We start from the raw sequence: 24,431 nt of genomic DNA, 5'->3' as shown, positions 1-24,431 counted from the left end.
GCTATATATACTCCTATAAATAGTGCTGATTCAGGAGCTAAAGATTTCGGAAAGAAGATAGAGAAAGAAATAGAAATAGATACTTTACTTAAGACACAGCAAGCACAAAAATGGATTGAAAATGATTTGTATACAATTGAAGTTTATAGTCAAAATAGTCAAAGAATCAACTAGCTAATCTATGTATAGAATATAGGAAACTTTAGTATTAATAACATAGTACTTGATAAAAAAGACTGGATTTATTCCAGTCTTTTTACTTGTATAGGGGTACCGCCACACATCCATCAACTTAACAGAACAGGTTACCCCCAAAACGAAAAAAATGAACTTCGTTGCTATAAAAGACACAAAATTTTCGTTTAGGAGGTACTTCAAAATCTTAGCTTGATGGTGATGTGGCGGTACCCCATCGCTATCAAGCTAAGCTTATGCAAAGTCAATTTTAGGCGAGATTGTTTCTTTTTTCTAAAGGGCAAGTGTAGGTGATTGAAAGATTTGCATACGAAATAAACCCTAACGGGTTTCACTTTTTTGAATTAAGCGGCTTGATTATCAGACATGGTACAATTGTAAACGACACCTAATATATCAAAGACCGTTTTTTTCTCATATCGATGAGATTTCCGCCCGTTTTGCTGTAGGAGATTGAACAGGCGAAGTAACACCTTTGATAGCTCTTGGGTGTTTTTTTGTATAGTTTGGAATAGAAGAAGAAAATAGTCTTTAATCATATATATGGCTTTATACTCACTAAGCTCTCGTTTTTTCTTCATGAGGAGCAATTGGCGCATTTGAAACATGATAGAAGAACAGAGTAAAATGGCAATCAATTGACCATATAAATGGCACTCCAATCGTTCTGGTTTTATCTTTTTACAATGATGGATTTGAAAGAATGACTTCCACGTTTTAAATAAAATTTCGATTTGCCAACGCAAAGAATACCAATCATGTACCTGTCCCATCGGGACAATATCTGTAGAGGTGTTTGTCATATATACATTGATACCACTGAGTCGTTTACTACGAGGAGAATACTTCATTCCTTTCTTTTTTTCTCTTACAGCTTGATCTTGTAATCGTTTTTGTTGCTGTTGTTTTGTTAATCGATGAACAATTACACGAGCTGGCACTTTATCAATCATTCCTACATAAGCATCAGCTATTTCACATGTTTGTCCTGGTTGAAGGGAGTTCATTAACGTCTCCATATCTATCTGTATATACTCGGTACCTTTCTTAATTCTTCCGTCTTGAAAATAATCAGGATTAGGATTCTTTTGATAAATACGTGTATTCGACTTGATACGAGAGATATAGTAGGCCTCTTTATCTTGTATATATTGAAGGTCTTTTAAATGAAAATAACCTAAATCTCGGATACATAAATCATTCGCTGTCACAGTTGGGACACACAGAGAGCCGTAAGTGCGATCATGTTGTTTACCTGGACCTGTATGAATATGTAGGAACTGTCCACTTAACAAATCATACTCAAGTTGAATTTTTATCCCAGCCGTATGGCTGCATCCTCCTGCACCTGGATAAACCGATGAAAATACATCCGGGAGTTGAAATGCAGTTGAATCTAAAATACGAATACGCTTGAAAACAGAAGTGTATGGAGAAGAAATCGGCATAGATGCGGCCAATTTTTTGCTTAGTAGTTCGGCTAGTAGGTGTTGTAAAAGTTGGACGGCCGCCTTATTAAACCGTTGATTCAGTCCCTCAGGACTGATGAGTACTTCTGTTGATGCTTCTAAACAGCTAGATAACTGAGTTAAAGAAGTCATAGCTACATTTTGGCTCACCCATACACATAAAGCTACTAAATCTTTTGCTTGGTACTTACTGGTTCGTTGTACAAAACCAACATCCCTAGCAAGATCCCGTAAGGTATTTGGAGATAAAAAGCTTTGAATCTCTTGAGCAAATAGTTGTAATTCATCAGATACAGAAATAGACATACAAAAACGCCATCCTTTCCTATAATTCTACAGAAAGGATAACGTCTTTTTTGCTTTATAGATAGTGCAAAACCTTAGCTTGATAGTGATGGGACGCCCTCATTTGCTGAATAAGATATTTTACTTGATTATAAAAGCTTTAATTACTGTATAGTTTCATAACTTTGCTCACTATCAACTCAGCAGTATTCTCTTCTGGCGGCATCAGTAGATTTGTACTTGGCCCATAAACCACAGGGTTTAGTTCCACTTCATACCCTCCGTATATATATTCTTCTTTTGTAGGTAGATAACCTAGATAACCATTCGTGTATCCACCAAAAAAAGCTAGTTCATTGTTCAGATTTTCTTTAATAGCTAGGGCTGTTTCTGAAAAAGGTTCCATTGGTATTCCCGAGAATGATCCATCATTGATTTGAAATAACTGAATTTCTAAATCAATTGCTAACTGTTTAATATTTTTCTTATGCTTAGCAACAACAACACTAAGCCACTGATCAGTATTAACACCCCATTGCTTTTGAGCTAGTAGCGCCATTCTTTTTATCTCTTCAAGCTCAGGAATATCCTTTAGTTTCATTTTCATTGTAGTTGAAATAGTATTCAGCTTTGAAATTAAATTATAAGTAACCGTTGGTAACATCGTTAGGACAGTGCCACTCAATATGTAAGCCATGTGTTTTAACGCTTCCTTAGAACCACGGTATTTTGCATTCACATTTCCAGCTGCCCCCTGAACAATGATTACAGGACAGTTCAATGTTTGTTCTAGAATTCCCCTTGTCAATCCTGGATAATCTGCTGATAATATATCACTATCTGACTTTAAGACATTAGGATGAGCAGTACAAAATACAATAATTCCAGTTAGTTCTTTTGTTTTGTAGTTTCTGATTGCTAAAACGCCAATTCGTTTGTCTACAACTCCATTTTCATTTATACCCATTTTCACTTTTCCATCAGATGTTCTCTCTCTTCGATTTACTCCGATTTCACCCATCGTTACGTTCCAACCCACCTCAGATAATTGCATATTATCATTTGCAATAATGGCACCTTTAACCACATTATTGATTAGAATCGTTTTATAAGACTTTATCAATTGATCATCACCGACTGTTTCGGGACCAGAATGGGTATGAGTATAAACAACGGTTATGTTTTTGAATGGGACATTCAACTCATGTGCAACTTGTTCTCGAATTATTATTGTATCTTCTATTAACATTCCTATATTATCAATACTAATAAATACGGTCTTTGTTTGATTATTTTCAAACACATATACTGTTGCATAAATATGTTCTTCAATTTTACTAATCCCTGTTGGTCTATGGTATCCAATAAAATCAATACCTAAAGGAGGTGTAATATCCACCTTACATATTCCTACTTTACTCATTTGAACCTCTCCAGTTATCTATGTAATTTGTTATTTAATTACTTTACGTCTTATTCAGCTAAGCTCTACTATTCTTGAATAAAAAACCTCACAATTTCTATAGTTATTTTAACACTAATAATCTAAATATTATGATTGAAAATCCTTTATCACCCCAAATAGTGGTCACCATACATAGCCATCTAGCTAAGGTTTTAATATACGCCCAAAATGAAAAATTTTTTCTCTACAGTTACTTACTTTGAGAAGTCAGCGCATTTTTTCGTTTTGGGGGTGTTTATTTTTCTTAAGTTGATAGCGATGTGACGGTACCCCAAATTGAAAAAACATATACCACTCCCTCCTAATCACCGAGTAGCAAAAGAATTTCCATCTACAGTTCAACCCAAATACCGATACATCAATAACGAAAAAACAGCCACCAAGGTGATAGCTGTTTTACAAAATCAAGCTGATTTGATTTTTCACATCACGTTTTGAAAAATCGGTTCGTAACTGTAATGAAATATCATATTCGTTACGCTTTTTATTTTCTTTAATGGATACAGATTGAATGAGAGGTAATAAAAATCGTCTTTTATCCATATTGCTTATTTCTTGAAGCTTAACATCATCTTGAAATACTTCATTCAAAGTATGCAACCATGTTTCTTTGCTTTTCTCGACTTTTTCTTTGAGGGTGATTTGCTGTTTAAAATCATTAATTTGTTGTGTGGCTCCATCTAGTTTTCGCTGTACATCCAAGCGATAAATCGCTAATGACTTCAAAAAACGTTTATCATCGTTATTTTTCATACGCTGTTTGAGTTCTTCTGTAATATTGTGAAGTTTGATGGTGTAGTTTTCGAAGAGACGCTGATGCTTTTGAATATTGTTATTCAATTCTTGTATCTCATACTGAATTTTTTGTTCTATCGCATGATACACATTATGAAATCCACTTATTTTCACATCAGTAAGTGTTTGATTCACTACTTTATCATGGAGGAGGTCTGCATCTATTCTTAATTTGCAGTTAGAACAGAAATAAATTTTCCCTCCATACTTTTTATTTGTAGAACTTACTGTTTGTTGATTCTTTGTTTTCATTAGTTCCTGGCACCTTTCACAAGAAAGTAGCCCTTGCAAAAGAAAACTTGTTTTGTAATGTTTAGGAACCATGTTGCCGGTTCCCCCTTTTCCATAGTATCGGGAAAAACATAATCTGATTGGATTGTCCCCTCCCATCTGCCACCTATAAAGGGGATAGAATATAACCAAGGTAAGAGGAATTGTTTAGATAACGCAGTCATCGAAAATTTATTTAGCTTATTAAAGTCTGAACTACTTTACTTACAAGRGTTCGAAAGTATGGAACACTTTAAATTAGAAAAATGTATTCACTACTATAAGCATGACCGAATTAAAATAAAATTAAAAGGAATGAGCCCTGTACAATACGAGGGCACTGAAAAACTCCATCTAGTTCCACTTGGCGAGGCATTCGACGATTCAATCGTCGAATATCTCGCCTTTTTAATTTATAATAGAGAGACTAAATGCAGGTGGTGTTCCCAATGATTTCAAACCAAGAGACTCTCAACTTAAGTCCGTATATGGCCATTTACGATATTGTCGTGCCAAAAGATAATATGCTTCGTCAAATTAACGAACTGGTGGATTTCTCATTCATTTTAGAGGAATTGAAAACAAAATATTGTTTAGATAATGGAAGAAATGCGATTCCTCCGATTCGAATGTTTAAGTACTTATTGTTAAAAGTCATTTTTGATGTATCTGATGTAGACCTTGTCGAACGTTCAAAATATGACATGTCTTTCAAGTATTTTTTAGGTATGGCGCCAGAAGATGACGTGATTGATTCAAGTTCACTCACAAAATTCCGCAGACTTCGTCTTCAAGACGTAAATTTATTAGATATGCTCATTGGAAAAACAGTTGAAATCGCACTCGAAAAGAACATTATCAAAAGTAAAACAATCATTGTGGACGCAACGCATACCAAAGCACGTTATACCCAAAAATCACCGAAAGAATTTTTACAAGAGAAATCAAAACATACCCGTAAAGCAGTGTATCAATTCGATAAATCCATGAAAGAAAAATTTCCAAAGAAGAATACTTCTAACGAGGTAAAAGATGAAATAGCTTACTGTGAAAAATTGATTGCCATTATTGAAAATAAACCACAAATCGCTCATCTACCAGCCGTAAAAGAAAAATTGAACGTGTTAAAAGAAGCTGTAGAAGATACGCAAGAACATCTAAATTATTCAACAGACACCGATGCACGAGTAGGACATAAAACAGCAGATAGTTCTTTCTTTGGTTATAAAACACATTTAGCAATTAGTGATGAACGTATTATTACAGCAGCAGTCGTTACAACAGGTGAAAAGGCAGATGGACATTATCTACAAGAACTGATTGAAAAAAGTAAAGTAACAGGAATGGAAGTTGAAACAGTTATCGCTGACACGGCTTATTCAGGGAAAAACAATTTACTTTATACAAAAGAACAAAGCATTCAACTGATTTCTAAGTTAAATCCAATGATTACTCAAAATGGGCGAGCAAACGGAAAAGATTTTGACTTTAATAAAGATGCAGGTTTATTTGTATGTCCAGCAGGGCATTTAGCAAAAAGAAAAAGTAAAAAACCAGATTCACATCCAGGAGCAAGTGCAAGAATGGTTTATTTTTTTTGACGTTGAAAAATGTAAGGTCTGTCCACTCCGAAAGGGATGTTTTAAAGAAGGTGCAAAAAATAAAACCTATTCTGTTGCCATTAAATCAGAGGAACATTTAGACCAACAAGCTTTTCAAGAAACAGAAGAATTTAAACGCTTAGCTCGAGAACGTTATAAAATCGAAGCAAAAAATAGTGAGTTAAAAAATAAACACGGGTACGATCAAGCGTCGGCTGCGGGTTTATTTGGCATGCAAATTCAGGGAGCAACGACGATATTCGCTGTCAATCTAAAAAGAATCTTGAAGCTTCTGAATGAAGAAGAGTAATAAATAGGCAAAAAAACAGGGCGTTTCCTGTTCAAAATTGAACAAGAAGCGCCCTATTTTTCTCTAAAATGAATTTATTTATAAAAAACGCAAGTTTTTCAGTGCCCTCGTACAATACAGAACGCATTCCTCATTAGCTGCTTAAAATATGTGTCTAGCTTTTTGGGTTCACTTCATTTATTCAGAAGTGCTTTTACTATTACTTATTTAATATTATATTTCTCTTTAATTTTCATCAACAACTCTTCAGCAATCGCTTTCTTTTCAGGATTTTTTCCTATATAAAATTCACATGCAACACTTAAATACTGGTACAATTCATCATAATTCACAATATCGTAGTCATCATCACCATCGCCAGAATAAAATAAAACTTTATTTTGTCCAAAATACTCCTCATCATCTTGTTCATATTCATCTGAATAAATTACTCCATTATATTCCCGACGCTCTCCATCTTTACTTTTAAAATCTTCTAGGTGTTGTAGAAAGTTACGTCCATTTACATATATATTCAAAACATCAATAACTGCCTCTTTATTCAAATTTCTCTGTTTCATTATTTCAATAAATTCCTCATATACGCTCATATTAATCCACCCAATCTAATACTGGATAAGCATTCTCTATCTCTCCAGTTTCTGAATTCATAATACCTTCAAATTTTAAGTTTTTTCCATTATATTCTGCTTGTCCTTGTATTTTTATCTTTTTTTGTTTTAATAATGGAATCTCTCTTTTATTATTTAAACCTTCTTTCATAGCCTTTTTGCTTAAAGCTATTATTTCATCATTTGAAATAATTTCCGGATCATACACTGTCTTTTTATACACTTTATCTCCATTAGGTATTACTTTGTATTCACCTGTCCCATTTTTCCCTGTATAATCCATTTTCTCATATTTTACTTTATATTCTATATCAAAAATTCCATTTATATCTGGATGTTCCTTTTTAACAACAGGTCCCAACTCATATTTGTTAGAGCTACTATTAAAATAATTTTCAAACTCATCATAATTATGTCCACCACTAATACCATTACGTTCAGTAAACTTTTCAACTGGTCCTGTTGTATGTTCAACATAGTAACCTTCTTTAAATTTAAGATTACCCGTACCCTTAGTGCCACTCTTAAAAGCCGAAAATAACTCTCCAAGTGTTTTTCTTTCCTCTACACTCCCAACGCCAGCTGCCGAAGGTTCAGGGGATAAATCCCGGATCTCAATATTTTTAATCTTCTCCCCGACATTCTTCATACTATCCGGCAACTTATTCATTAATGCTTCTACTTCTTCCGACTTACCAACTATTTTACCGCGTTTCCCTGCTACTCGAAAGACATTTTCACCCTCTGTGAGTTTTCCGACTGTAGCTAATCCTTTCACTGCGGCGTTTACTTCACCAACGCCGAAAAGACAACTGACAATATCAAATCCTGCGCCACCAAAAGCATAAGGGTCGGTCAGGGCTTTTTCTACATAATCTTTCACTGCGTTGAACATTTCTTTTTGGTCTCTTCTAAAGGTTCTAGAAAGGTTATCCAGCACGGGAAGTTTGTAAAGTTGGATATATGGCTATCCGCAAAGCACGTAACGGTAAAAAGGATGCAAACACGAATCAAAGTTATACGTATTATTTTGACATTGTAAAATGTAAAGTATGTCCATTCAAAGCTGGATGTTATAAAGAAGGGCAAAAACCAAAACGTATTCTGTCGCGATTAAATCTACAGAACATAAGGAACAACGAGCATTTCAAGAAAGTGCATATTTTAAAGAAAAGGGGAGAKAACGCTATAAAATTGAAGCGAAGAATAGTGAACTTAAGAACAGACACGGGTATGATGTGGCATCCTCCTCGGGTCTCGTTGGTATGCAAATGCAAGGAGCGATGACTATATTCGCAGTCAACTTAAAACGAATCATGACCCTAATGAAAGAAAAAAAGTAAAAAACATATAGGAAAAGGCGATTTTCCGTTCAAGTTTGAACGAAAAATCGCCTTTTTTTGTTTTGTATATGTTGAATAAGATGAAAAACGTAAGTTTTTCAGTGGCCTCCCAAATATGAGGTCCCTTTTGTTGATTCTTCTCCATCTGTAACTTTCTCTTCACTTACTCAAGGCTAGGTAACATGGTTCATTGAAATATACAATCCTAAAAAAGACTTCTTCTTCAAAAGTTCTTTCCTTGACCCCAAAATCTAGCAAAATAAACTAGAACGTAAACGAGTGATAAAGAATTATTCTTCTGGTAAATGAATATTGATGAATATGTCAGTATTGTTTAGTTGGCTGGAAACTACGTTCAGAAATTTCAAGCTATTTTCCGAAACACTATGTTGAAAATGTATATCAATTATTTTTTTCTCAAAGTTGTCTCCATAATCTTTAATATACTGCTTATCTTCAAGATATACTAAGTAGTTATTAATTTTTTCTTGTAGTACGTCTAGATGCATATCTTCATATTCCCAGTCTAGATAATCTATTATTATCAACTTTAGCTTTTTATCTTCTACTCCGATTGCATCTATCTGATCCAAATCTAGAATTGCCATCTTTTCTCCAATTTATAAACTTAAATTCATTTTTATTTTATCTAAATATTCATATATAACTACTTTTTCTTCTTCATGTTTTTTAATATACTCTTCACAAGTCTCAAACAAATATTTATAAAATTCTTCATTATTTAGTATGATTGTGCAATCTTTTTCTACTGCTGGATAATCAAAGTAATATGCTACTCCACTCTCTCCAAAATAATCTTCTTCCCATTCTTCGTATTCATTTGCAAAGCAACACCAAATATTTTCAACACCAAAACCTTCACAATTGCTATACTTATCTAAAACAGATAAGAACCTTTCATCTCCTATAACCCAATAATATAAATTTAGTAGTTCTTTTATCTTACTTTTATCTTCATTATTTATTATCATTTTATTTCACTCCTAATCTCTATTAAAATGAAGGATGAAAATTTTTTATTTCACCAGTAACTTCATCAATGTATCCTGTAAACTTTAAGCCATTAGATGCTACGCCTACTCTAACCCTTCCATTAGTTACTCCATTCTCCATTGCTTCTTTTCCCCACTCTATAATTTGACTATCAGATATTTTACTTGGATCATATACTGTTTTAGGTGTTCCTACTTTTTTGTATTGTCCTTCAACATAATTCTGTGCAGCATCTTTTGCAGGTAATTTATACTCTATCTGATAAATACCATCAACCGTTGGATGAGGTTGCTTAGATATTATATACTCATTTAAATCCCAACCATTACTTTTAAATGCATTTTCAAAGTGGTCTAAATTATGCCCTCCAACAATACCTTTTCCTTTCCTCCATACTATATCTTCTACTTCAATTAAATGCTTGTCATGTCCTTCTCTATATTTAAGATTACTTACCCCCTCTGCAGGAAGTTTCTCCCCAGATAACCGGTTCGCATTTTGCGCTTGCCCCTTAGTTTCACTCTTAGCAACAGAAAATAACTCTCCAAGTGTTTTTCTTTCCTCTACACTCCCAACGCCAGCTGCCGAAGGTTCAGGGGATAAATCCCGGATCTCAATATTTCTAATCTTCTCCAAGGCATTCTTCATACCCGGCAACTTATTCGTTAATGCTGCTACTTCTTCTGACTTACCAACTATTTTACCGCGTTTCCCTGCTGCTTGAAAGAGATTTGCACTCTCTGCGATTTTTCCTCCATTCACTACGGCCGCTACTTCACCGACGCCGACACAAAAACTACCAATATCAAATATCATGCCACCAAAAGCATAAGGGTCGGTCATGGCTTTTTCTACATAATCTTTCACTGCGTTGTACATTTCTTTTTCGTCTTTTCTATAGGTTCTAGCGAGGTTATCCAGCACGGGAATTTTGTCCGTTAGTTCGGGATTATTTAAGAATTTACTAAGATGAGGAGCCTTAGTTGTGATATAGCCTACAATCCCATATTCGGCCAGTTTCTTCGTACCTTCCCAAGTCGCATCGAGATCGTCCAGTTTCCATTGTTCTGTTTCTACGCCACGTATCTTGTTAATACCCCACTCACCAAGCTCTAGGGCTAGGTAAACTGATTTTATTACACCTATCGCAGCCCCACTAATTGCGGAACCAGCCGCGCCTATCAAACCTTCTAACATCAAGACTTTATCAGAATGTTCTTTCAGGGCAGGAATGTTCTTTCCTAACCATCTTGTTCCTTTTTCTAATCCATCCCATTTCTTACCGATACTAGCAAAAACGTCTTGAAGCCACGCCTCCGCTGGATGATGGTTCGCCCACTCCTCTTGCTTTTTCTTCATTTTTCTTTCAGCTTGCAGTTGCGCTTCTTTTTCCACCTTCGTGATTTTTGTATCCATTTCATGAATGCCTTTTGCCAACGCATCTTGCGCAAAGAAAGCTTGAAGTCGCGGATCAGTATAAGATAAACTGCCCATTTCCCTTGCCATTTGAACTTGGTTGTTTAGTTGATCGAGAAATTTTTCCGCATTGCTTTCTGCTTTTTTGCTTTCAAATTGCTGTACTTTTTGAATCGTATCCTCTAGTTCTTTGCTGGCTGCAACTAGTTTTTCATCAAACTGGCTGTTTGGCATACTCAGTGAAATCAAATCACTTACACTGTTGTAAATATTAGAGATGCGACTATCCATTTCATGTTTCTTAGGTTGAAGATGGGAAAGTTTGCTTTGCGCTTGAAGCAATGCATCTTCTAGAATAACCGCATTCTCATCACTTTCTCCCGTTGTTGACTGAAAATCCTGTAAAGTTTGCATCATTTCCGCAATAAGATGTTTATTGGTATCTTTCAACCCAACCACAACTGCATTTTGGTTATTATTGATGTCGTTGACAATCGCTTCTCCTGTTGCCCCCTGCATGGCATCGGTCTGGATAATCCCATTCAATGCGTTTTTGGCTTGGTCAAGTTGATCATTGGTTTTACTGGTGTCTTTTTGGAGTTTTGCCAGTATTTCATTGAATTCCTTTAAATCTACTTGAAAGCCCATTTAATCCGCCTCTCTTTCTGGTGAAGTATGAACAGCTTCATAGAAAGAAAGCGCTTTATCTAGTGGTAAAAAGGCACTTGATAACTTGCCATTTGCTACTTGCATACTTCGTAAGAAAGTAAAACCAAATTGTTCTTCCCATTCATTCGTCATCCCTGGTGAAACAACTCGCTTAATCATCATATTGGACACATAAATCGCTGGTGTGTTGCTCATTTCACCAAACGGCCACAAGTAACCGAGATAATCTACCACATAATCGTTAAATCCCTCTCTTAACGGTACTTTGCGCCCTGTTAAAATCACGAGTTCTCCGAGTTCACTATTCTTGAACATATTTTGAATTACTTCTGGCATCATGTCTAYGTCCAATTCYACAACGGTACCYAGCGGCAAAATTTCGCTATAACACGCATCAATCAAACCCATYAAACGTAAAAATTGAGAAAATGGAATGTCTAATTGCGTTTCTAATCGTTCAAAACGAATTGTCTCATTCGGATAATCAAACGTCACTGAGAATTTCGCACCAATTTTTGGTTTGTTTTCAAAGACATCTTCTTGATTTCGAAACGCCTTGTAAACTTCACGAAAAAGGGAAGGCTGATTCCCCAGCAAGTTACCCATTTGTAATAGTTCGTCAGTAATCTCTAAATCTAATATTTTGTCATTTTGTAAAACAACCTCTAAAAGTTCTCGTTTGTTATATTCGGCCATATTATTCGAACCTCGCTGTATTTTGTTTGATTACATTCGCCATTTTAGCATCTTCATCGACAATTTTGTCCGCGACGGCTTTCATTTTGCCTGTGTCAGCAGAAGATACTCCTTTAAATGCTTCTAAAGTTGTTCCGGCTTTCTCTACTAAATTGTGAAAACTCGTGAACCGAGATAGATTATTCTTGGTAATGTTCGGTGAGGGAACTTTCTCTATCCGACTAACTGCGTTCTCTGCTTTTGTGACTGCTCCTTTAAATCTCTCTTGATCTATACCTATTTTCCCCATTGGTATTTTCTCCTTTTTCGTCACTACTCAGCCACACATTTCATTTAGAAGTTTTCGGCATACAGATGGCTGCTATGAAGATAAAAATGGCCATGCACCTTGTTTCCTTTCTTTGTTTTCAAACGTTGCACGTGGCAGGAATAGTCCCTGACCGCTCCAATACATAGCTAGTCCCTCTCGCTCATTTAAAAAAGATGCTTTTTCTTTTTTTCATAGAGTGACTGAGTAGTTACCTTTTTCTATAACATAGCACGCAAACCGCTAATACTTGCTGAAATGCTCGCAATAGCGTCACCTATTATAGACTGATCCATTTCTAATAGAGTGATTTTCCTATTCATCGCGTTTAGCCTTTCATTGTGCTCCTCTTTATCTGCATCAAGTGCTGCCTTAATTTCATTTAATTTTGTATCGAATTTCTTACGACGTGCTCCTTGGAACTGGCTTGTTGTTAGACTCGTGCTTAAATGGGTAAACTCTTTCTTATAAGAATCAAAATGATGAAGTTCGCCCTGTAAAGATCTCTTTGCGGCTTTTAAGCGCTCTAACTTTTGGGCATTTGCCCTGTGGCTAGCCATTTTACTATCATAAGTTGCCTTAAATCGATCAACACTTGCATGGATATCTGCTATTCGTGCAACTTCTTTGGCTTTATCTTCTTCTTGAGCCATAATGTTTTCCCTCCTCAAAATCTATTTCCCTATCAAGACTATCTTTCTGTTTGTAACTACTCAGCCATACACACCACTCGCAGATAAAGTGAAACCTTAATCAGCTCTCACCAATCGGGCGCATGCCAGCAGTTTATCTGCCACCTAACTTCTTAAGAAAAGCGGAAGCGGCTCGCTCAGAATCGCAGGACGTTGGAGCTCAAGGCAGAGAGGCGCTTTTGGCCTCGTCCGAGGGAGCGAAACGACCGGAGATTCTAGCCGCTAGAGCTGGACATTGCTTTTGCTGAATTTTGAGGTGGGAGTATTACTGCCCGCGAAGAGCGGGATAAAATGATCTACTCACTAACTAATTTCACTCGTCCTGCATTTCGTCCAACAAAGAAATGCGACTCATCTAATTCAACTGTTGGTTCACTATAATTAGATTTCACATTTATAAATCCTTGATCCACTAAACGTGTTCCAATCATCCCCGCTGGAATGTTTGCCCGTAATCGTTTATTAAATTCATCATAACTGTTCTCAATTTGTTTTTGATTGCCGTGGAAAATGAAATAAACACCTACTTTAGGACCATTTTTCAAATATTTATTGAATATTTCATCCGAAATAAATGTTTTATCGCCAAATATTTGCGCATCTGGAATATACACAAACATCGGTTGATTTTCACTTTGTGTCTCTCTTTCTTCTATTTCACTCATTAGATCATTAACAAAAGTACTGTACTCTATGTCTGACACAATCACATCGAAGCTTTCTTTGAATCTGCCAAATCGTTCGCTCCCATTAAACACAATTCTTTGTGCTTTCCCTTCAAAATGTTTGAAGTTTTGAACGATTATACGCTCAATATATTCCGTTTGCTGTGGCGTATCGTCTCCAATTACAAAATAACCATGTTCTTCTGGTACAAAACCAACGACATTTGTAGTTTCTTTACTTAGAGCAAGTGGTAGTTGTAGATTATCTAACATCCCTTGTACCTGTGGATTTGCATAAAAATCATGCATAGAGATCGTTTTAGATAACATCGGAATCTTGGTAGGACGTGTGCCCTTCCATTGCTGATTCATCTGTGCAATTTCTTGCTCTAAATTATTCAATCGATCAATATCATTTTTCCCATGAGTTGGTAAATAAATTTGAACTTCATGTGGCTCGTCTAGTTTGATTTGTGCTCGTCCAACAATTTCTTGCGGAATCAACGCATCACGTCCTACAACATCTCGAATTGCACCTTCTTCCACAAGGAATAGCCCAATATGTGATGGAATATTACTCGCCATACTCATTCTGAAGCTGTTCGTACGAAGAACCGTCATAACTGCATAGAGTCCCAAACTTGCTCCTTCTCGTAAAAGCTGATTTAATACAGATTCTATCGCTTCCTCTAAAGGACTCTCCTTAATTGAGTCAAAACCATCAACAATGGTAACAATCCCTGGCAACTGCTTTCCTGATTTCTCTTCATATTGAGACAGACTTGAGACACCATACTCTGTAAATGCGTCTTTTCGACTTTGAATTTCTTGGCGAATTCGTTTGAGGAACTTCATCAGTTTTTCTTCTTCCTCCAACCGAACAATATCCACCACATGCGGTAAATCTTTTATTGGAAGTAAACCATTCGTACCAAAATCAAATAAGTTAAACTGGACCTGTTCAGGATTGTTAATTCTTGATAAATTCATTACAAGAGTTTGTAATGCAGTGGATTTCCCAAAGCCTGGAGATCCATAGATTGCAAGGTGACTCAACTCTTCTAAATTAAGTAAAAAGTCAATTTGTTCTTGTCTTGATGGAATATCCATCAAACCAAATGGAACTGAAAGAGTTCTTTTCAAATTCCCTGAAGTTACTACACTAATCTTCGGACTATCAATTTCTGTTTTTAATGGAGGTAACCAAGGTTTTTCAGGAAGAACTGCATTTGTTTTTTCAGCATGAATCACAATATCTTCTACAATCGCGTCCAATTGCGTTTGTTTTTCCTCCTTTTTCATGGACACTTCATCATCTTGAGATAAATCTGTAGTTAACAATTCGTGCTGGCCCAATTGATTAATTAGCCAAATTCTTTCGTCTACTTTTTCTTCATATTGTGCATCTGGATTATAAGTTGCTCCACTCCACGCAGATTGAAACAGTTCATAAATTTCATTGTTTCCGACCTGTAAATACGCTCGTCCTGGTTGAGTAATCGTTGCTGCATCAGGTGTTTTAATAATTTCATTTGAATCACTTGGATCGGCTACTTTTAATGCTAATTTGAATCGTGAGTTTGACCAAATCTGGTCGTCCACCACTCCACTTGGCTTTTGAGTAGCTAAAATCAAATGAACTCCTAACGAGCGACCAATACGTGCAGTTGATACTAGCTCAGCCATAAAGTCTGGTTCATTTGCTTTCAATTCTGCAAATTCATCGCTGATTAAGAAAAGGTGCGGTAATGGCTCTGATGGATATTTTTTCTTTTCTACAGGATCAGTAATTTCTTTTCCCTGTTTGTACAACTTGGTATACCCATTAATATGATTAACACCAAATTCACCAAATTTCCGTTGTCTCTTTTGCAATTCTGCTCGAATACTTTGTAATGCTCTTGCAGAACTTGCACCGTCTAAGTTTGTAATCGATCCTAACAGATGTGGTAAATTCTTAAATAAATTCGCCATACCTCCACCCTTAAAATCAATCGGTAAAAAGCCAACGTCTTCTGGTGCAAAATTTACTGCTAAAGATAAAATATAACTTTGGACAATTTCCGATTTACCAGATCCTGTTGTACCTGCCACGAGTCCATGTGGGCCATGTGCTCGTTCGTGTAAATTCAAATAAACAATGTCATCTTTTCCTCGAACACCCAAAGGAACAGCTAATGACTTTGAAGTGTCTGCTTTTTGCCAACGAGTACTAATATTTAACTCTCCAACATTTTTTACATCATATAATTCTAGAAAGTCAATCGATTCTGGAATCGCATTTTTCTCTACCTCAACATGTTCTAAATTAGCTAAGCGTTGTATTGCTTGCTCAATTGGATAACTTTTAGGTAAATGGTTGGGAACAAAAAGTTGATTCACGTACTCATTATTATTATTAATTAATACCGCGGATTCGTTACTTTGATAATCAATAACTGTGGTTGCTGTCTCTGGCAACATGTTTAACGCGTCTTTCCCCCAAATGACCGTAACACCGTATTGACTCATATCTTCAGCTAAAAATTCATTTAATCCATGCCCAGAGAGCCAGCTCTCGTCTAAAATCGTAAACATATAATGCGGAGCAAAGGTTACTTTCTCATTGCCCGCCTCTTTGACTTGTTGCCGACGTTTTGTTAACAACTGATAGAACGAGTTTAAAACCATGTCACGTGTCTGTGAATTATGAATAATTCCTCGTAAATTTAAGCTCCGTATTTGAAAATGTGGCAACCAACGCCATGCATGCCAACAATCTTGATAATCTTCTTCTGGAACTAATGCTACAAATTCTACATCTCTATAAGAATGTAAAACGGAAAGCTGAAATAATATTGTCTGTACAGCTATTCGTAGTACTGTTTTTGTTCCTGCAAGTCCTAACGTTTGATTTAACATCGAGATGGCAATAGGTGCATCTTTTAACGTTTGATGTGGCCAAACAATTTTTTCTTCTGCAAAATTACTTAAAGCATCATCTTCTTCTCTTGAATGATAACTGACTTTATAACTACTTTGAATCTCTCCATGACCCAAACGAATACTTATAAAATCAGCATTTGTCATAGTTTTTTCATAAATTCGTGGACTATATTCTTTTGTCATCAAAGACAATGAATCCATGTCAGGGAAGTTATACGTTAAAGCTTCAAATTGCTTTTGAGAGAGCAACGACAATTCTTTTTCCTTTTGAATAAGATACTTTTCATAGTACTCACTTCGCTTAAGATTCTTTTGTTTCACTTCTTTCTTATTCGTAATATAACTTGAAACAGAGAACCCTGCCGTGAGTAAACTTACCCCCCCCATGCTTAACATCATAATAGGGTTTCCATTACTTAATACGCTCGTTGCACCACTTAAAACAACCATTGCCAATGGCGGAACAATCGTACGCAATAAATCACTTCTCCCATCAGTTTCCTCAGCTCTTGGAGGTTGAATTGCTATCTCTTCTTTAGGCTCTCGTAAATGAATTCTTGGACTACGTCTAAATTCAGGGAAATTTTTGGGGTATTCTGGAATAAATATCTCGTTAATAATCTCCCAAGAATTTAGTGAAAATTCATTGGTTATCTTACACAACTTAAATTGTTTTTCTCTCAATTCAATAAGCACACCATCAATAACAAGTTGATCCCCTACAGACAAAACTTTTTCTAATCGATCTACTTTCTTTCCATTAAAGTAAACTACTACCCCATTTGAAAACAGATTTAACTGGTAAGTTTCATTCTTTTCATTAAATGTGACCAGGGCAAAAGCCTTAGTCGGAATGGTGATTCCTGAGTCCTTTGAAGAAGAAATCACAAAATTTGTTTTCGGCTTGATAGTAGTTAAAACTTCTAATTTTTCATGAGGTAACGCGAGAATTCCGTCCTTCATATCACCTGTCCATGGATCTTGATCCAAGAACAAATGCGTGCCATCAAAAGAAATTTCATGGTTACCAATCTTAAGTGATGGCTTTGACATTGTTAGTTCGTGACGCGAAAATATATGACCAAATGAAAAAATATCATAGAGTACAGACGCTTTATTTACAATTTGATCATCAATTGGTACACCTTCACTAGATAATCTATTGTTTAGATTTCTGATCATCCGTCTTACCCTCCAATAACTTCATGTACTTTTCCATCTCTTCCTTATATTTCGAAAGTAATTCTTGTTTCTTCGCACCATTCATCTTGTTATCTGCATTTGTTACATCATAAACTTTTGTATAGGCGTGAAGAATATATTGATTATCTCCAATATTTTTAGCAATATTTAAGGCCTTTTCAAAGTCTCCTTTTCCTATATAGATCCAATAAAGTAATGTGTTATCATTTGATTTTTGGGAGATAGTCCCTAATACAGATTCTTTCTGCTCATTAGACAAGCTATCTAGTTGAATCGAGCTCACTGCTAACACATATAGTGCGCTTTTAGGAAGATTCTCTGGTTTGTCTTCCTTTAAAGAATCTAGAACATCTGAATAATTATTTGAAATAAACTTTGATTCGGCACTTATGATTCGTTTTTGCTGAGGTACAATATTTAATGAATATATCCCTACCCCTATTGAAAGACCTAATGTTGCAAGACCAAGAATAATTGTTCCCCACTTAAAAACAGTGTAATTCCTACTTTTCACCAGTATGCTTGTAGCATTTCTTTTTTCCTTTTGAATCGCAACTGTTTCCATTAGTAACTTGTCTATCTCTTCAAACGAAGAAGATTCTTGAATTTTTTCGGAAAAAGGATCTCGGACTGCACCGGCCCCATCAATTAGATTCTCAAAATCCAGTTTTGGATTTAAAATATAAAGAAGTAATGCCTTGTATTGTTTTAGATATACTTCTTCTGTTGAAAGATAAGGAATAACGGTATTCATTACGCCACGATGACCAATAAACAACTCTTCCCCAAAAATAAAGATATTTTTAGGATGGATAAATGGCGTTACTGGTTGGTTAAGATATTCTTTTAAGAAATTTACTTTTTGTGCTAAAAGAAGGCGATCAAATTCATCTAATTTTTTAACATATTGTTCAAGCGAAAAAGATAATTCATCTTTTTCATAAGTGATAATGACCTGTTCTTCATTCGCCACTTCTATCTTTCCAGTCAAAAAGTGTGGTGCTTTATTTAAAAATAACTGGAATTGCTTTACACCTGACAAAGAATATTGATTAGCTGTTAAGTGCACTTTAATAAAAGTAGATGTAGTTTCCTCTTTAATACCTATCAAACTATTTTTCATTTCCCCCATACTCTAGTGTTCCTCCAAACTCCCTATAATTTCTTTTACGGCTAATTGATCACCATCCGCCAATGGATATTTCGCCAATATAACATTTTCATCTAAACGAATTGGCTTATTTTTTACTTCCAATGAAAAATGAGTGGGCAATTCTATATTTACTAAAGATAATGAATCACCCAATAGTTCTTTCAATCTATTAGAAGAAACCTGATTAGGTATTGTTAAATCAAGTATTTGCTCATTAACATGAAGTTCGATATTAATCATTGTTCTTTCTGCCATTGTTTACTCCTTTTTCCGTATAAATAGGTTTGAAAATCTTTTACCTAATAACCAGCCTAAAATTAATATTCCAGTTACACCCATGCTTAACAGTATCCAGAAGGTCCATCTAGGAATTTCATAATTGGTATGTTCCACAGTTGCTTCATTTTCATTAGAAGCTGTGTAGTCTTTAGAAAACAGCTGCTTGGTAATTGTATCCTGTGGTTTCTTTTCTACACTCTCATCGGTAAGAAATACTTTTTCTTTTATACTTGAAGTACTCTTTCTATTTTCTTTCTCAAGTTCCTTATTTTTTGTGTTTTTGTCTTTTAAAAACAAATCTTCTATCCCTGTAACAGAATTATTATTTTTATGATTTTCTTTTTCATAAATCACGTTGTTATGAATCGTTAGTTTTCCATCTTCAGCRTAAGCTAGACTGCTAAAACTAGTAAAAAGATTTGTCACACAAAAAGAAATTAGAAGAGAAAAAACGAGAAATTTTGGTTTTATCATTTTTTCCAAATTCGTACATCCTTTCTCCTAACAACATAAGCTATTGCTCTTGTTCAGCTTTCTCTGACTTTTTCACACCTGGAAAAGCAATGAAATTCGTACCAATTCCTACAACAATAATAATTACCAATAACAAGTAACTTTCCCATCCAACATGAATACCATTGCTTAGTGCTGTATAACCATTTTCTATGTTTTGAAGCGGTGAAAAACGATAAAGTAAATCGACAATACTACCCGGACGAGTATGCATTCCTAATAATGGTGTTAACATGAGATATAATCCTAAAAGTGAAACACAAACATAGAGTGTTATATTTTTAAACTGACGAGAAAAACCTGTTATTAATAAAGTTCCACCTAAAATATTTAGGAACGTGTAACTAAACCAAGAGATATTAAACACTCTCAAAATACTAAAAGTAGTTATTCCAGCAAAGAATAGTGAGATAATTAGACTGACACCTGTTACCTTCATAACATTAGGAACATTTAGCCATGCCCTTGTAGGTGTAATAAAAACCATATCTTTCGTAATTTCTCTACGTTGAATAGTACGACATAAGGAAATGCCGGTAATGACTGAAAGAACAGCTCCAACAAGCGTCATATAGTAAGGAATAATAGACGTTTGGCGAGTAGCTTCAAAACTTCCTTTTGTAGCAAGTGGGTCTGATAGAAAATTGAATACTTTATAATTATCTGCTCCACCTTGTTTGGTATTAGAAAGTACTTTGCTAAACTCTTCTGAGTATTGTTCATTTTTACTTGTATTCTTTTGAATTTGAGTGACTGAAGTATTTAAATTATTCAAAACAGTATCTGCATTTTTTTGAACATTATCTGTAGTTTCTTTTAACTCCTGAATTTTTGGAGAAATGTCATGAGCTTTCGCTGCAGATTTTTCTATACTTTCAGACGAGTTCTTTGAACTCTGAACTAAATCTTCCATTTCTTTTACTAAGCTATCTGTTTCTGAAGAAGTTGATATTGTATCGTTCTCTGCAGGATGTAGATTTTCTGCACTGTTTACAGATTCTTCTTGGATTTTTTCATTTTCTTTCCCTGATTGATACGTTTCATTAATCTGTTGATTGGCTTTCACAAACCAATTATTTAACTTGTCTGCTTCATTCAGAAACTTCTGAGGTTCAGTCATTAGATTTAAAGTTCTATATAATGTTTTTTTCGTTTCATCATCATTTTTATCCGTTGTTGATCCAATTGTTTCTTGTAAATCTTTTATTTGGTCTTCAATATCTGTATAGAGTTGATTTCCTTTATTCTTAAATTCTTCATAAATTTTATCTGTAATAGCATCTCTCTTTTGTTCATCTGTGATATTGTTATACATACGATAAACAGAGTTTGGATTTGCCAACTCTTCAAGAGTCTTCTCTTGATTTTCAGTTTTGTTAATCATATCTGCATAGCTATCAATAGATATGGAATTTTCTGGGTTACCAAATAAGGTAACAATTTGCTGTGCAGTGCTATCAAGCATTTGAAATTGTTTCAATAACTCAGGTAAGTCAGATATTAAACTCTTATTTACGTCTATATATTCTRCATAACTGGAATTCACTTGAGTTTGCTCATTAACAATCCATGAATAATCAACAGAGACAAAAGAGTTTTTCTTCATTTCTTCATCCAAAGTCCAATCTAAATCCGCCTTAAACGTTAGACTAAAACTTGAAGGTAACGATGGAAGATCCTTTTCTTCAGAGGTTGGCCTATTAGGATCATTTTCTGTTTCTGGTTTCGATCCTGTTTCTGGTTTCGGCTCTGCTTCCGGTTTCGATTCTGTTTCTGGTTTCGGCTCTGTTTCCGGTTTCGGCTCTGTTCCCGGTTTCGGCTCTGTTTCCGGTTTCGGCTCTGTTTCCGGTTTCGGCTCTGTTCCCGGTTTCGGCTCTGTTCCCGGTTTCGGCTCTGTTYCCGGTTTCGGCTCTGTTCCCGGTTTCGGCTCTGTTTCCGGTTTCGGCTCTGTTTCCGGTTTCGGCTCTGTTTCTGCGGGGTTCTTTTTCAATGAAATACTGAATTCATGATTAGAAACTTCACTCCACTCAGAAATGTACCCATATGATTTGAGTTTTTGATCCAATTCTGTTTTTAACACCAATAAAAGATCCGTCAAATTTCTTATTCCTAAACTTCCTTGTTCTGTATGGTCTGTCCCCAAAGAGATTCTATTATCTTTTGTTGGATCAATAGATATAGTGACCTCCCTACTATTTATAGAAATTATAGAGTCATGTTCAGAATTAGCTTCTAGATAGGAAAAGTTTCCTTCCTTTCCTATTTCTTTTTCAAAATTTTTCGCATAACGCCGAACTATAGTTAGCTCATCTTGGAATTTTTTGGATTGTGAATCAGTTATAATATTCTCAGCAATTAACTTTTGTAAAAGTTTTTCTAAAGTGTCTGCTGGAATATGTGATAGACTTTCTTCTATTATTTGACGATAACGATTATCTAAATTAACTTTATTTTCTTTTGAATCAGCCATTAGTTTCACAATCGCCTGTTTAATATCCTCCTCAGAAGCTGTATCCGGATTTTTTTCTGCACTTCCATAATAAGTTTGTGCAATCTGTTTTCTTAAATCATTAAGAGTTTCAACTTGCGATTGCAATTGCTTAATTTCATCTTTTAGTTCATCAATTCGAGCAGTTTGTGTTTCTTGAAATAGCTTGGCGTTTAGCAAGAATTCCTTATAAACCCCAGCTGAATTCACTTCACCTGTTTCCGATGTATAAAAGTTTCCTAGTTGGTTAAACACTGATTGGTTCAAACCATCATATTTTGCTTTATATCCCGATAAATCAGATTGCCGTTGGGTTTCTAATTGCGTTTTCTGTAAGTTAAATTGATCCTCAAATTGCTTTAAGGAAACTTTTAACTTTTCATTTGTTTTATTGATATTTTCGTTAACTGATTTTTGGGCTTCTTTTGTCGAGGTACTGCCTGCTTCTAAGCTCTTATTATTACTATCCATTAGAGTTTTTACGGATGAAACAAATGCTTGTTGTTCCGAGAGAAAACCTTTATTATCTTCATCAAGAATACTCGAAACATTTGATAAATTATTAAATCCTCCCGACAACTCCTTAAATGGATTTTGAATATTTGTCATCAGATATTTCTTAGCATCAGTTTCTGCTCCAACAATTTTATTAACATTTCGTTGGGCTTCTGATAAATTTCCTACAATACTTGAGAAATACATCTGCACAATTCGTTGATTGAAATTTTTCAAAATATCATTTACTTGTGTTTGAACGGCTTGATTGGATATCTCATTTTGCCCTTTACGTACACGATAATTAATGGTCGCCTGTTCTGGTGCCATACTTTGAAGGGACAAAAGACGTTCGGAGAAATCTTGAGGAATAATAATTTCTGCATCAAATTGACCATTCTCAATTCCTGCATTAGCAATATTCCTACTGACCGTCTGCCAACTATTTTTTGAATCTTGATTAATCAGAGTAACAAAGTCTGCACCTAGTTCATACTTCCTCCCCTCAAAAACAGCCCCTTTATCTTCATTCACTAAAACATATTGAATCTTGGATACTTTTTGATTTGTAGACCGGTACACATTATCATCTTTAAAACCAAAATAAGTGAAAGTCAAAATAAGAAATAATCCACCAAGTATAATGACGAGTAATGGAAAATAACTCTTATATTTTTTTATCAAAATACATTTCTTCCTTTCAGATAAATTAAAAAAGGTGTCAGCACAATGAGTTGCACTGACCCCTTTAAAAAAATTAACTTAAGCCAAACGAACCTGCATCCTGACGATCACGATCTGCGACAGTATCTGCATATTTGGTCAACTGCATATGAATACTTTGTAGTAAACTTTCCATTTGTTTCACATTACCTTCAAGCTGTTTGTATTGGTCCAAGTAAGCTCGAAAAGCTTCCCCCTGCCATTCTTGGGCAATCGTTGCATTCATAGAATTCACCTTACGAATAGCGTCTTCAATTTGTGAAGAAGCAGTTTGATAAATTTTCGCCTGAGATTTTAGTTGTTCGGGTGTGACTGTAATAGCTCCTGCCATAAAATCATCTCCTTGTTTTTGACTATCCATATGTACGGATAATATTATTCTAAAGCAATTTTCGTTCTATTGCAAGAATTTCCATCATTGGCAAAATATTAAACAAGAACGATTAGAATGTCATGTTTATGGAAAACCCATTTCCATTTTTTTATGTTCTTTTACTATGTTCAAAATACGACAATTGATTCTAAAAAAGAAACAACAGGAATTAAGTGAATATAAAACAATTAGAATGATTCAAGATCATTTATACCTTTTGTATCAAGCCATACAAAAAAAACCCAAGAAATAACAAAGATCTTAATACGTCTGTTTCACCTCCTACAGAAGAATGGACGAAAATCTCATAGGTATGAGAAGAAAACAGTCTTTGATATTTCTTACGATTAGTCAATTGTTTTTTATAGATTTTTCACAGAGTAAAGGCTAGAGAATTCATATCATATATCCATAAATAAAAAGTCATACGAAATACCCCTAATATCTTTTAGTTTTTTTACTAGGGGAGAAATATG

General features: G+C 35.1%; 18 protein-coding genes and 4 pseudogenes. 5 read left to right on the top strand and 17 right to left on the bottom strand.

The window, feature by feature from the left end; genetic code table 11:
• A partial coding sequence (locus AC1DIT_RS18290; protein WP_476998336.1) for a DUF4030 domain-containing protein occupies positions 1 to 174 on the top strand: 174 nt, incomplete at its 5' end.
• A gap of 365 nt (positions 175 to 539) precedes the next feature.
• Here the strand turns inward: AC1DIT_RS18290 and AC1DIT_RS18285 are convergent.
• The 3 genes from AC1DIT_RS18285 to AC1DIT_RS18275 form a co-directional block, all read right to left on the bottom strand.
• A complete protein-coding gene (locus tag AC1DIT_RS18285; RefSeq protein WP_016132881.1) occupies positions 540 to 1,970 on the bottom strand; it encodes an IS4-like element ISBce7 family transposase in 1,431 nt (476 codons plus the stop codon).
• 139 nt (positions 1,971 to 2,109) lie between these two features.
• Entirely contained in the window at positions 2,110 to 3,372 is a 1,263-nt protein-coding gene (locus tag AC1DIT_RS18280) for a neutral/alkaline non-lysosomal ceramidase N-terminal domain-containing protein (protein ID WP_016132882.1), read from the bottom strand.
• A 438-nt stretch (positions 3,373 to 3,810) separates the two neighbouring features.
• Positions 3,811 to 4,461, bottom strand: a complete 651-nt coding sequence (locus tag AC1DIT_RS18275; protein WP_229161703.1) for a hypothetical protein — start codon at positions 4,459 to 4,461, stop codon at positions 3,811 to 3,813.
• A gap of 174 nt (positions 4,462 to 4,635) precedes the next feature.
• Between AC1DIT_RS18275 and AC1DIT_RS18270 the strand changes: the two are divergent.
• Both AC1DIT_RS18270 and AC1DIT_RS18265 read left to right on the top strand, forming a co-directional pair.
• A pseudogene (locus AC1DIT_RS18270) lies at positions 4,636 to 4,812 on the top strand (IS3 family transposase); the annotation flags it as partial.
• 116 nt (positions 4,813 to 4,928) lie between these two features.
• A pseudogene (locus tag AC1DIT_RS18265) lies at positions 4,929 to 6,390 on the top strand (IS1182 family transposase).
• A gap of 203 nt (positions 6,391 to 6,593) precedes the next feature.
• Here the strand turns inward: AC1DIT_RS18265 and cdiI (AC1DIT_RS18260) are convergent.
• Entirely contained in the window at positions 6,594 to 6,980 is a 387-nt protein-coding gene (gene cdiI / locus AC1DIT_RS18260; RefSeq protein ID WP_016113491.1) for a ribonuclease toxin immunity protein CdiI, read from the bottom strand.
• A 1-nt stretch (position 6,981) separates the two neighbouring features.
• Positions 6,982 to 7,896 (bottom strand): CdiA family toxin C-terminal domain-containing protein, encoded by a 915-nt coding sequence (locus tag AC1DIT_RS18255; RefSeq protein WP_016113492.1) that lies wholly within the window; start codon positions 7,894 to 7,896, stop codon positions 6,982 to 6,984.
• A gap of 50 nt (positions 7,897 to 7,946) precedes the next feature.
• On the opposite strand from AC1DIT_RS18255, the pseudogene AC1DIT_RS18250 reads away from it, so the two are divergent.
• Positions 7,947 to 8,344, top strand: a pseudogene (locus AC1DIT_RS18250) (transposase); the annotation flags it as partial.
• Positions 8,345 to 8,634: 290 nt separating this feature from the next.
• Here the strand turns inward: AC1DIT_RS18250 and AC1DIT_RS18245 are convergent.
• The 12 genes from AC1DIT_RS18245 to AC1DIT_RS18190 form a co-directional block, all read right to left on the bottom strand.
• Complete coding sequence (locus AC1DIT_RS18245) at positions 8,635 to 8,952, bottom strand: DUF6572 domain-containing protein (protein ID WP_016113493.1); 318 nt, start codon at positions 8,950 to 8,952, stop codon at positions 8,635 to 8,637.
• Between the two features lie 12 nt (positions 8,953 to 8,964).
• Positions 8,965 to 9,336, bottom strand: coding sequence for a ribonuclease toxin immunity protein CdiI (gene cdiI, locus AC1DIT_RS18240; protein ID WP_016132883.1), 372 nt, complete (start codon positions 9,334 to 9,336; stop codon positions 8,965 to 8,967).
• A 22-nt stretch (positions 9,337 to 9,358) separates the two neighbouring features.
• On the bottom strand, positions 9,359 to 11,422 hold the full coding sequence (locus AC1DIT_RS18235) for a T7SS effector LXG polymorphic toxin (RefSeq protein ID WP_016113495.1): 2,064 nt from the start codon (positions 11,420 to 11,422) through the stop codon (positions 9,359 to 9,361).
• The gene (locus tag AC1DIT_RS18230; protein ID WP_476998335.1) at positions 11,423 to 12,139 is read right to left on the bottom strand and encodes a DUF4176 domain-containing protein; all 717 of its coding nucleotides are present in this window, start codon (positions 12,137 to 12,139) and stop codon (positions 11,423 to 11,425) included. It lies immediately after the preceding gene.
• A gap of 1 nt (position 12,140) precedes the next feature.
• The gene (locus AC1DIT_RS18225; protein ID WP_229161514.1) at positions 12,141 to 12,452 is read right to left on the bottom strand and encodes a TIGR04197 family type VII secretion effector; all 312 of its coding nucleotides are present in this window, start codon (positions 12,450 to 12,452) and stop codon (positions 12,141 to 12,143) included.
• A 215-nt stretch (positions 12,453 to 12,667) separates the two neighbouring features.
• Positions 12,668 to 13,099, bottom strand: coding sequence for a DUF5082 family protein (locus tag AC1DIT_RS18220; protein WP_016131294.1), 432 nt, complete (start codon positions 13,097 to 13,099; stop codon positions 12,668 to 12,670).
• A gap of 335 nt (positions 13,100 to 13,434) precedes the next feature.
• A complete protein-coding gene (gene essC / locus AC1DIT_RS18215) occupies positions 13,435 to 17,910 on the bottom strand; it encodes a type VII secretion protein EssC (protein ID WP_016114212.1) in 4,476 nt (1,491 codons plus the stop codon).
• The gene (essB, locus tag AC1DIT_RS18210) at positions 17,888 to 19,063 is read right to left on the bottom strand and encodes a type VII secretion protein EssB (protein ID WP_016114211.1); all 1,176 of its coding nucleotides are present in this window, start codon (positions 19,061 to 19,063) and stop codon (positions 17,888 to 17,890) included. Before essB ends, essC begins: the two co-directional genes overlap by 23 nt.
• Positions 19,064 to 19,066: 3 nt before the next feature.
• Positions 19,067 to 19,339, bottom strand: coding sequence for an EsaB/YukD family protein (locus AC1DIT_RS18205; RefSeq protein ID WP_016114210.1), 273 nt, complete (start codon positions 19,337 to 19,339; stop codon positions 19,067 to 19,069).
• A gap of 3 nt (positions 19,340 to 19,342) precedes the next feature.
• Positions 19,343 to 19,837 carry a type VII secretion EssA family protein gene (locus AC1DIT_RS18200; RefSeq protein WP_229161532.1) on the bottom strand — a complete coding sequence of 165 codons (495 nt, stop codon included), beginning with the start codon at positions 19,835 to 19,837 and terminating at the stop codon, positions 19,343 to 19,345.
• Between the two features lie 40 nt (positions 19,838 to 19,877).
• Positions 19,878 to 23,543, bottom strand: a complete 3,666-nt coding sequence (gene esaA, locus AC1DIT_RS18195; protein WP_476998334.1) for a type VII secretion protein EsaA — start codon at positions 23,541 to 23,543, stop codon at positions 19,878 to 19,880.
• 73 nt (positions 23,544 to 23,616) lie between these two features.
• Positions 23,617 to 23,913, bottom strand: a complete 297-nt coding sequence (locus AC1DIT_RS18190; RefSeq protein ID WP_016114207.1) for a WXG100 family type VII secretion target — start codon at positions 23,911 to 23,913, stop codon at positions 23,617 to 23,619.
• A gap of 82 nt (positions 23,914 to 23,995) precedes the next feature.
• On the opposite strand from AC1DIT_RS18190, the pseudogene AC1DIT_RS18185 reads away from it, so the two are divergent.
• Positions 23,996 to 24,306, top strand: a pseudogene (locus AC1DIT_RS18185) (IS4 family transposase); the annotation flags it as partial.
• Between the last annotated feature and the right edge of the window lie 125 nt (positions 24,307 to 24,431).

It is taken from the genome of Bacillus sp. 05T22, assembly GCF_056396765.1.
This window is presented reverse-complemented; position numbering and strand designations above follow the sequence as displayed.

Coding starts and splice junctions, on each gene's coding strand:
- AC1DIT_RS18285 (WP_016132881.1), bottom strand. CDS start 1,970: ATGTCTATTTCTGTATCTGATGAATTACAACTATTTGCTCAAGAGATT.
- AC1DIT_RS18280 (WP_016132882.1), bottom strand. CDS start 3,372: ATGAGTAAAGTAGGAATATGTAAGGTGGATATTACACCTCCTTTAGGT.
- AC1DIT_RS18275 (WP_229161703.1), bottom strand. CDS start 4,461: ATGAAAACAAAGAATCAACAAACAGTAAGTTCTACAAATAAAAAGTAT.
- cdiI (WP_016113491.1), bottom strand. CDS start 6,980: ATGAGCGTATATGAGGAATTTATTGAAATAATGAAACAGAGAAATTTG.
- AC1DIT_RS18255 (WP_016113492.1), bottom strand. CDS start 7,896: ATGTTCAACGCAGTGAAAGATTATGTAGAAAAAGCCCTGACCGACCCT.
- AC1DIT_RS18245 (WP_016113493.1), bottom strand. CDS start 8,952: ATGGCAATTCTAGATTTGGATCAGATAGATGCAATCGGAGTAGAAGAT.
- cdiI (WP_016132883.1), bottom strand. CDS start 9,336: ATGATAATAAATAATGAAGATAAAAGTAAGATAAAAGAACTACTAAAT.
- AC1DIT_RS18235 (WP_016113495.1), bottom strand. CDS start 11,422: ATGGGCTTTCAAGTAGATTTAAAGGAATTCAATGAAATACTGGCAAAA.
- AC1DIT_RS18220 (WP_016131294.1), bottom strand. CDS start 13,099: ATGGCTCAAGAAGAAGATAAAGCCAAAGAAGTTGCACGAATAGCAGAT.
- essC (WP_016114212.1), bottom strand. CDS start 17,910: ATGATCAGAAATCTAAACAATAGATTATCTAGTGAAGGTGTACCAATT.
- essB (WP_016114211.1), bottom strand. CDS start 19,063: ATGGGGGAAATGAAAAATAGTTTGATAGGTATTAAAGAGGAAACTACA.
- AC1DIT_RS18205 (WP_016114210.1), bottom strand. CDS start 19,339: ATGGCAGAAAGAACAATGATTAATATCGAACTTCATGTTAATGAGCAA.
- AC1DIT_RS18190 (WP_016114207.1), bottom strand. CDS start 23,913: ATGGCAGGAGCTATTACAGTCACACCCGAACAACTAAAATCTCAGGCG.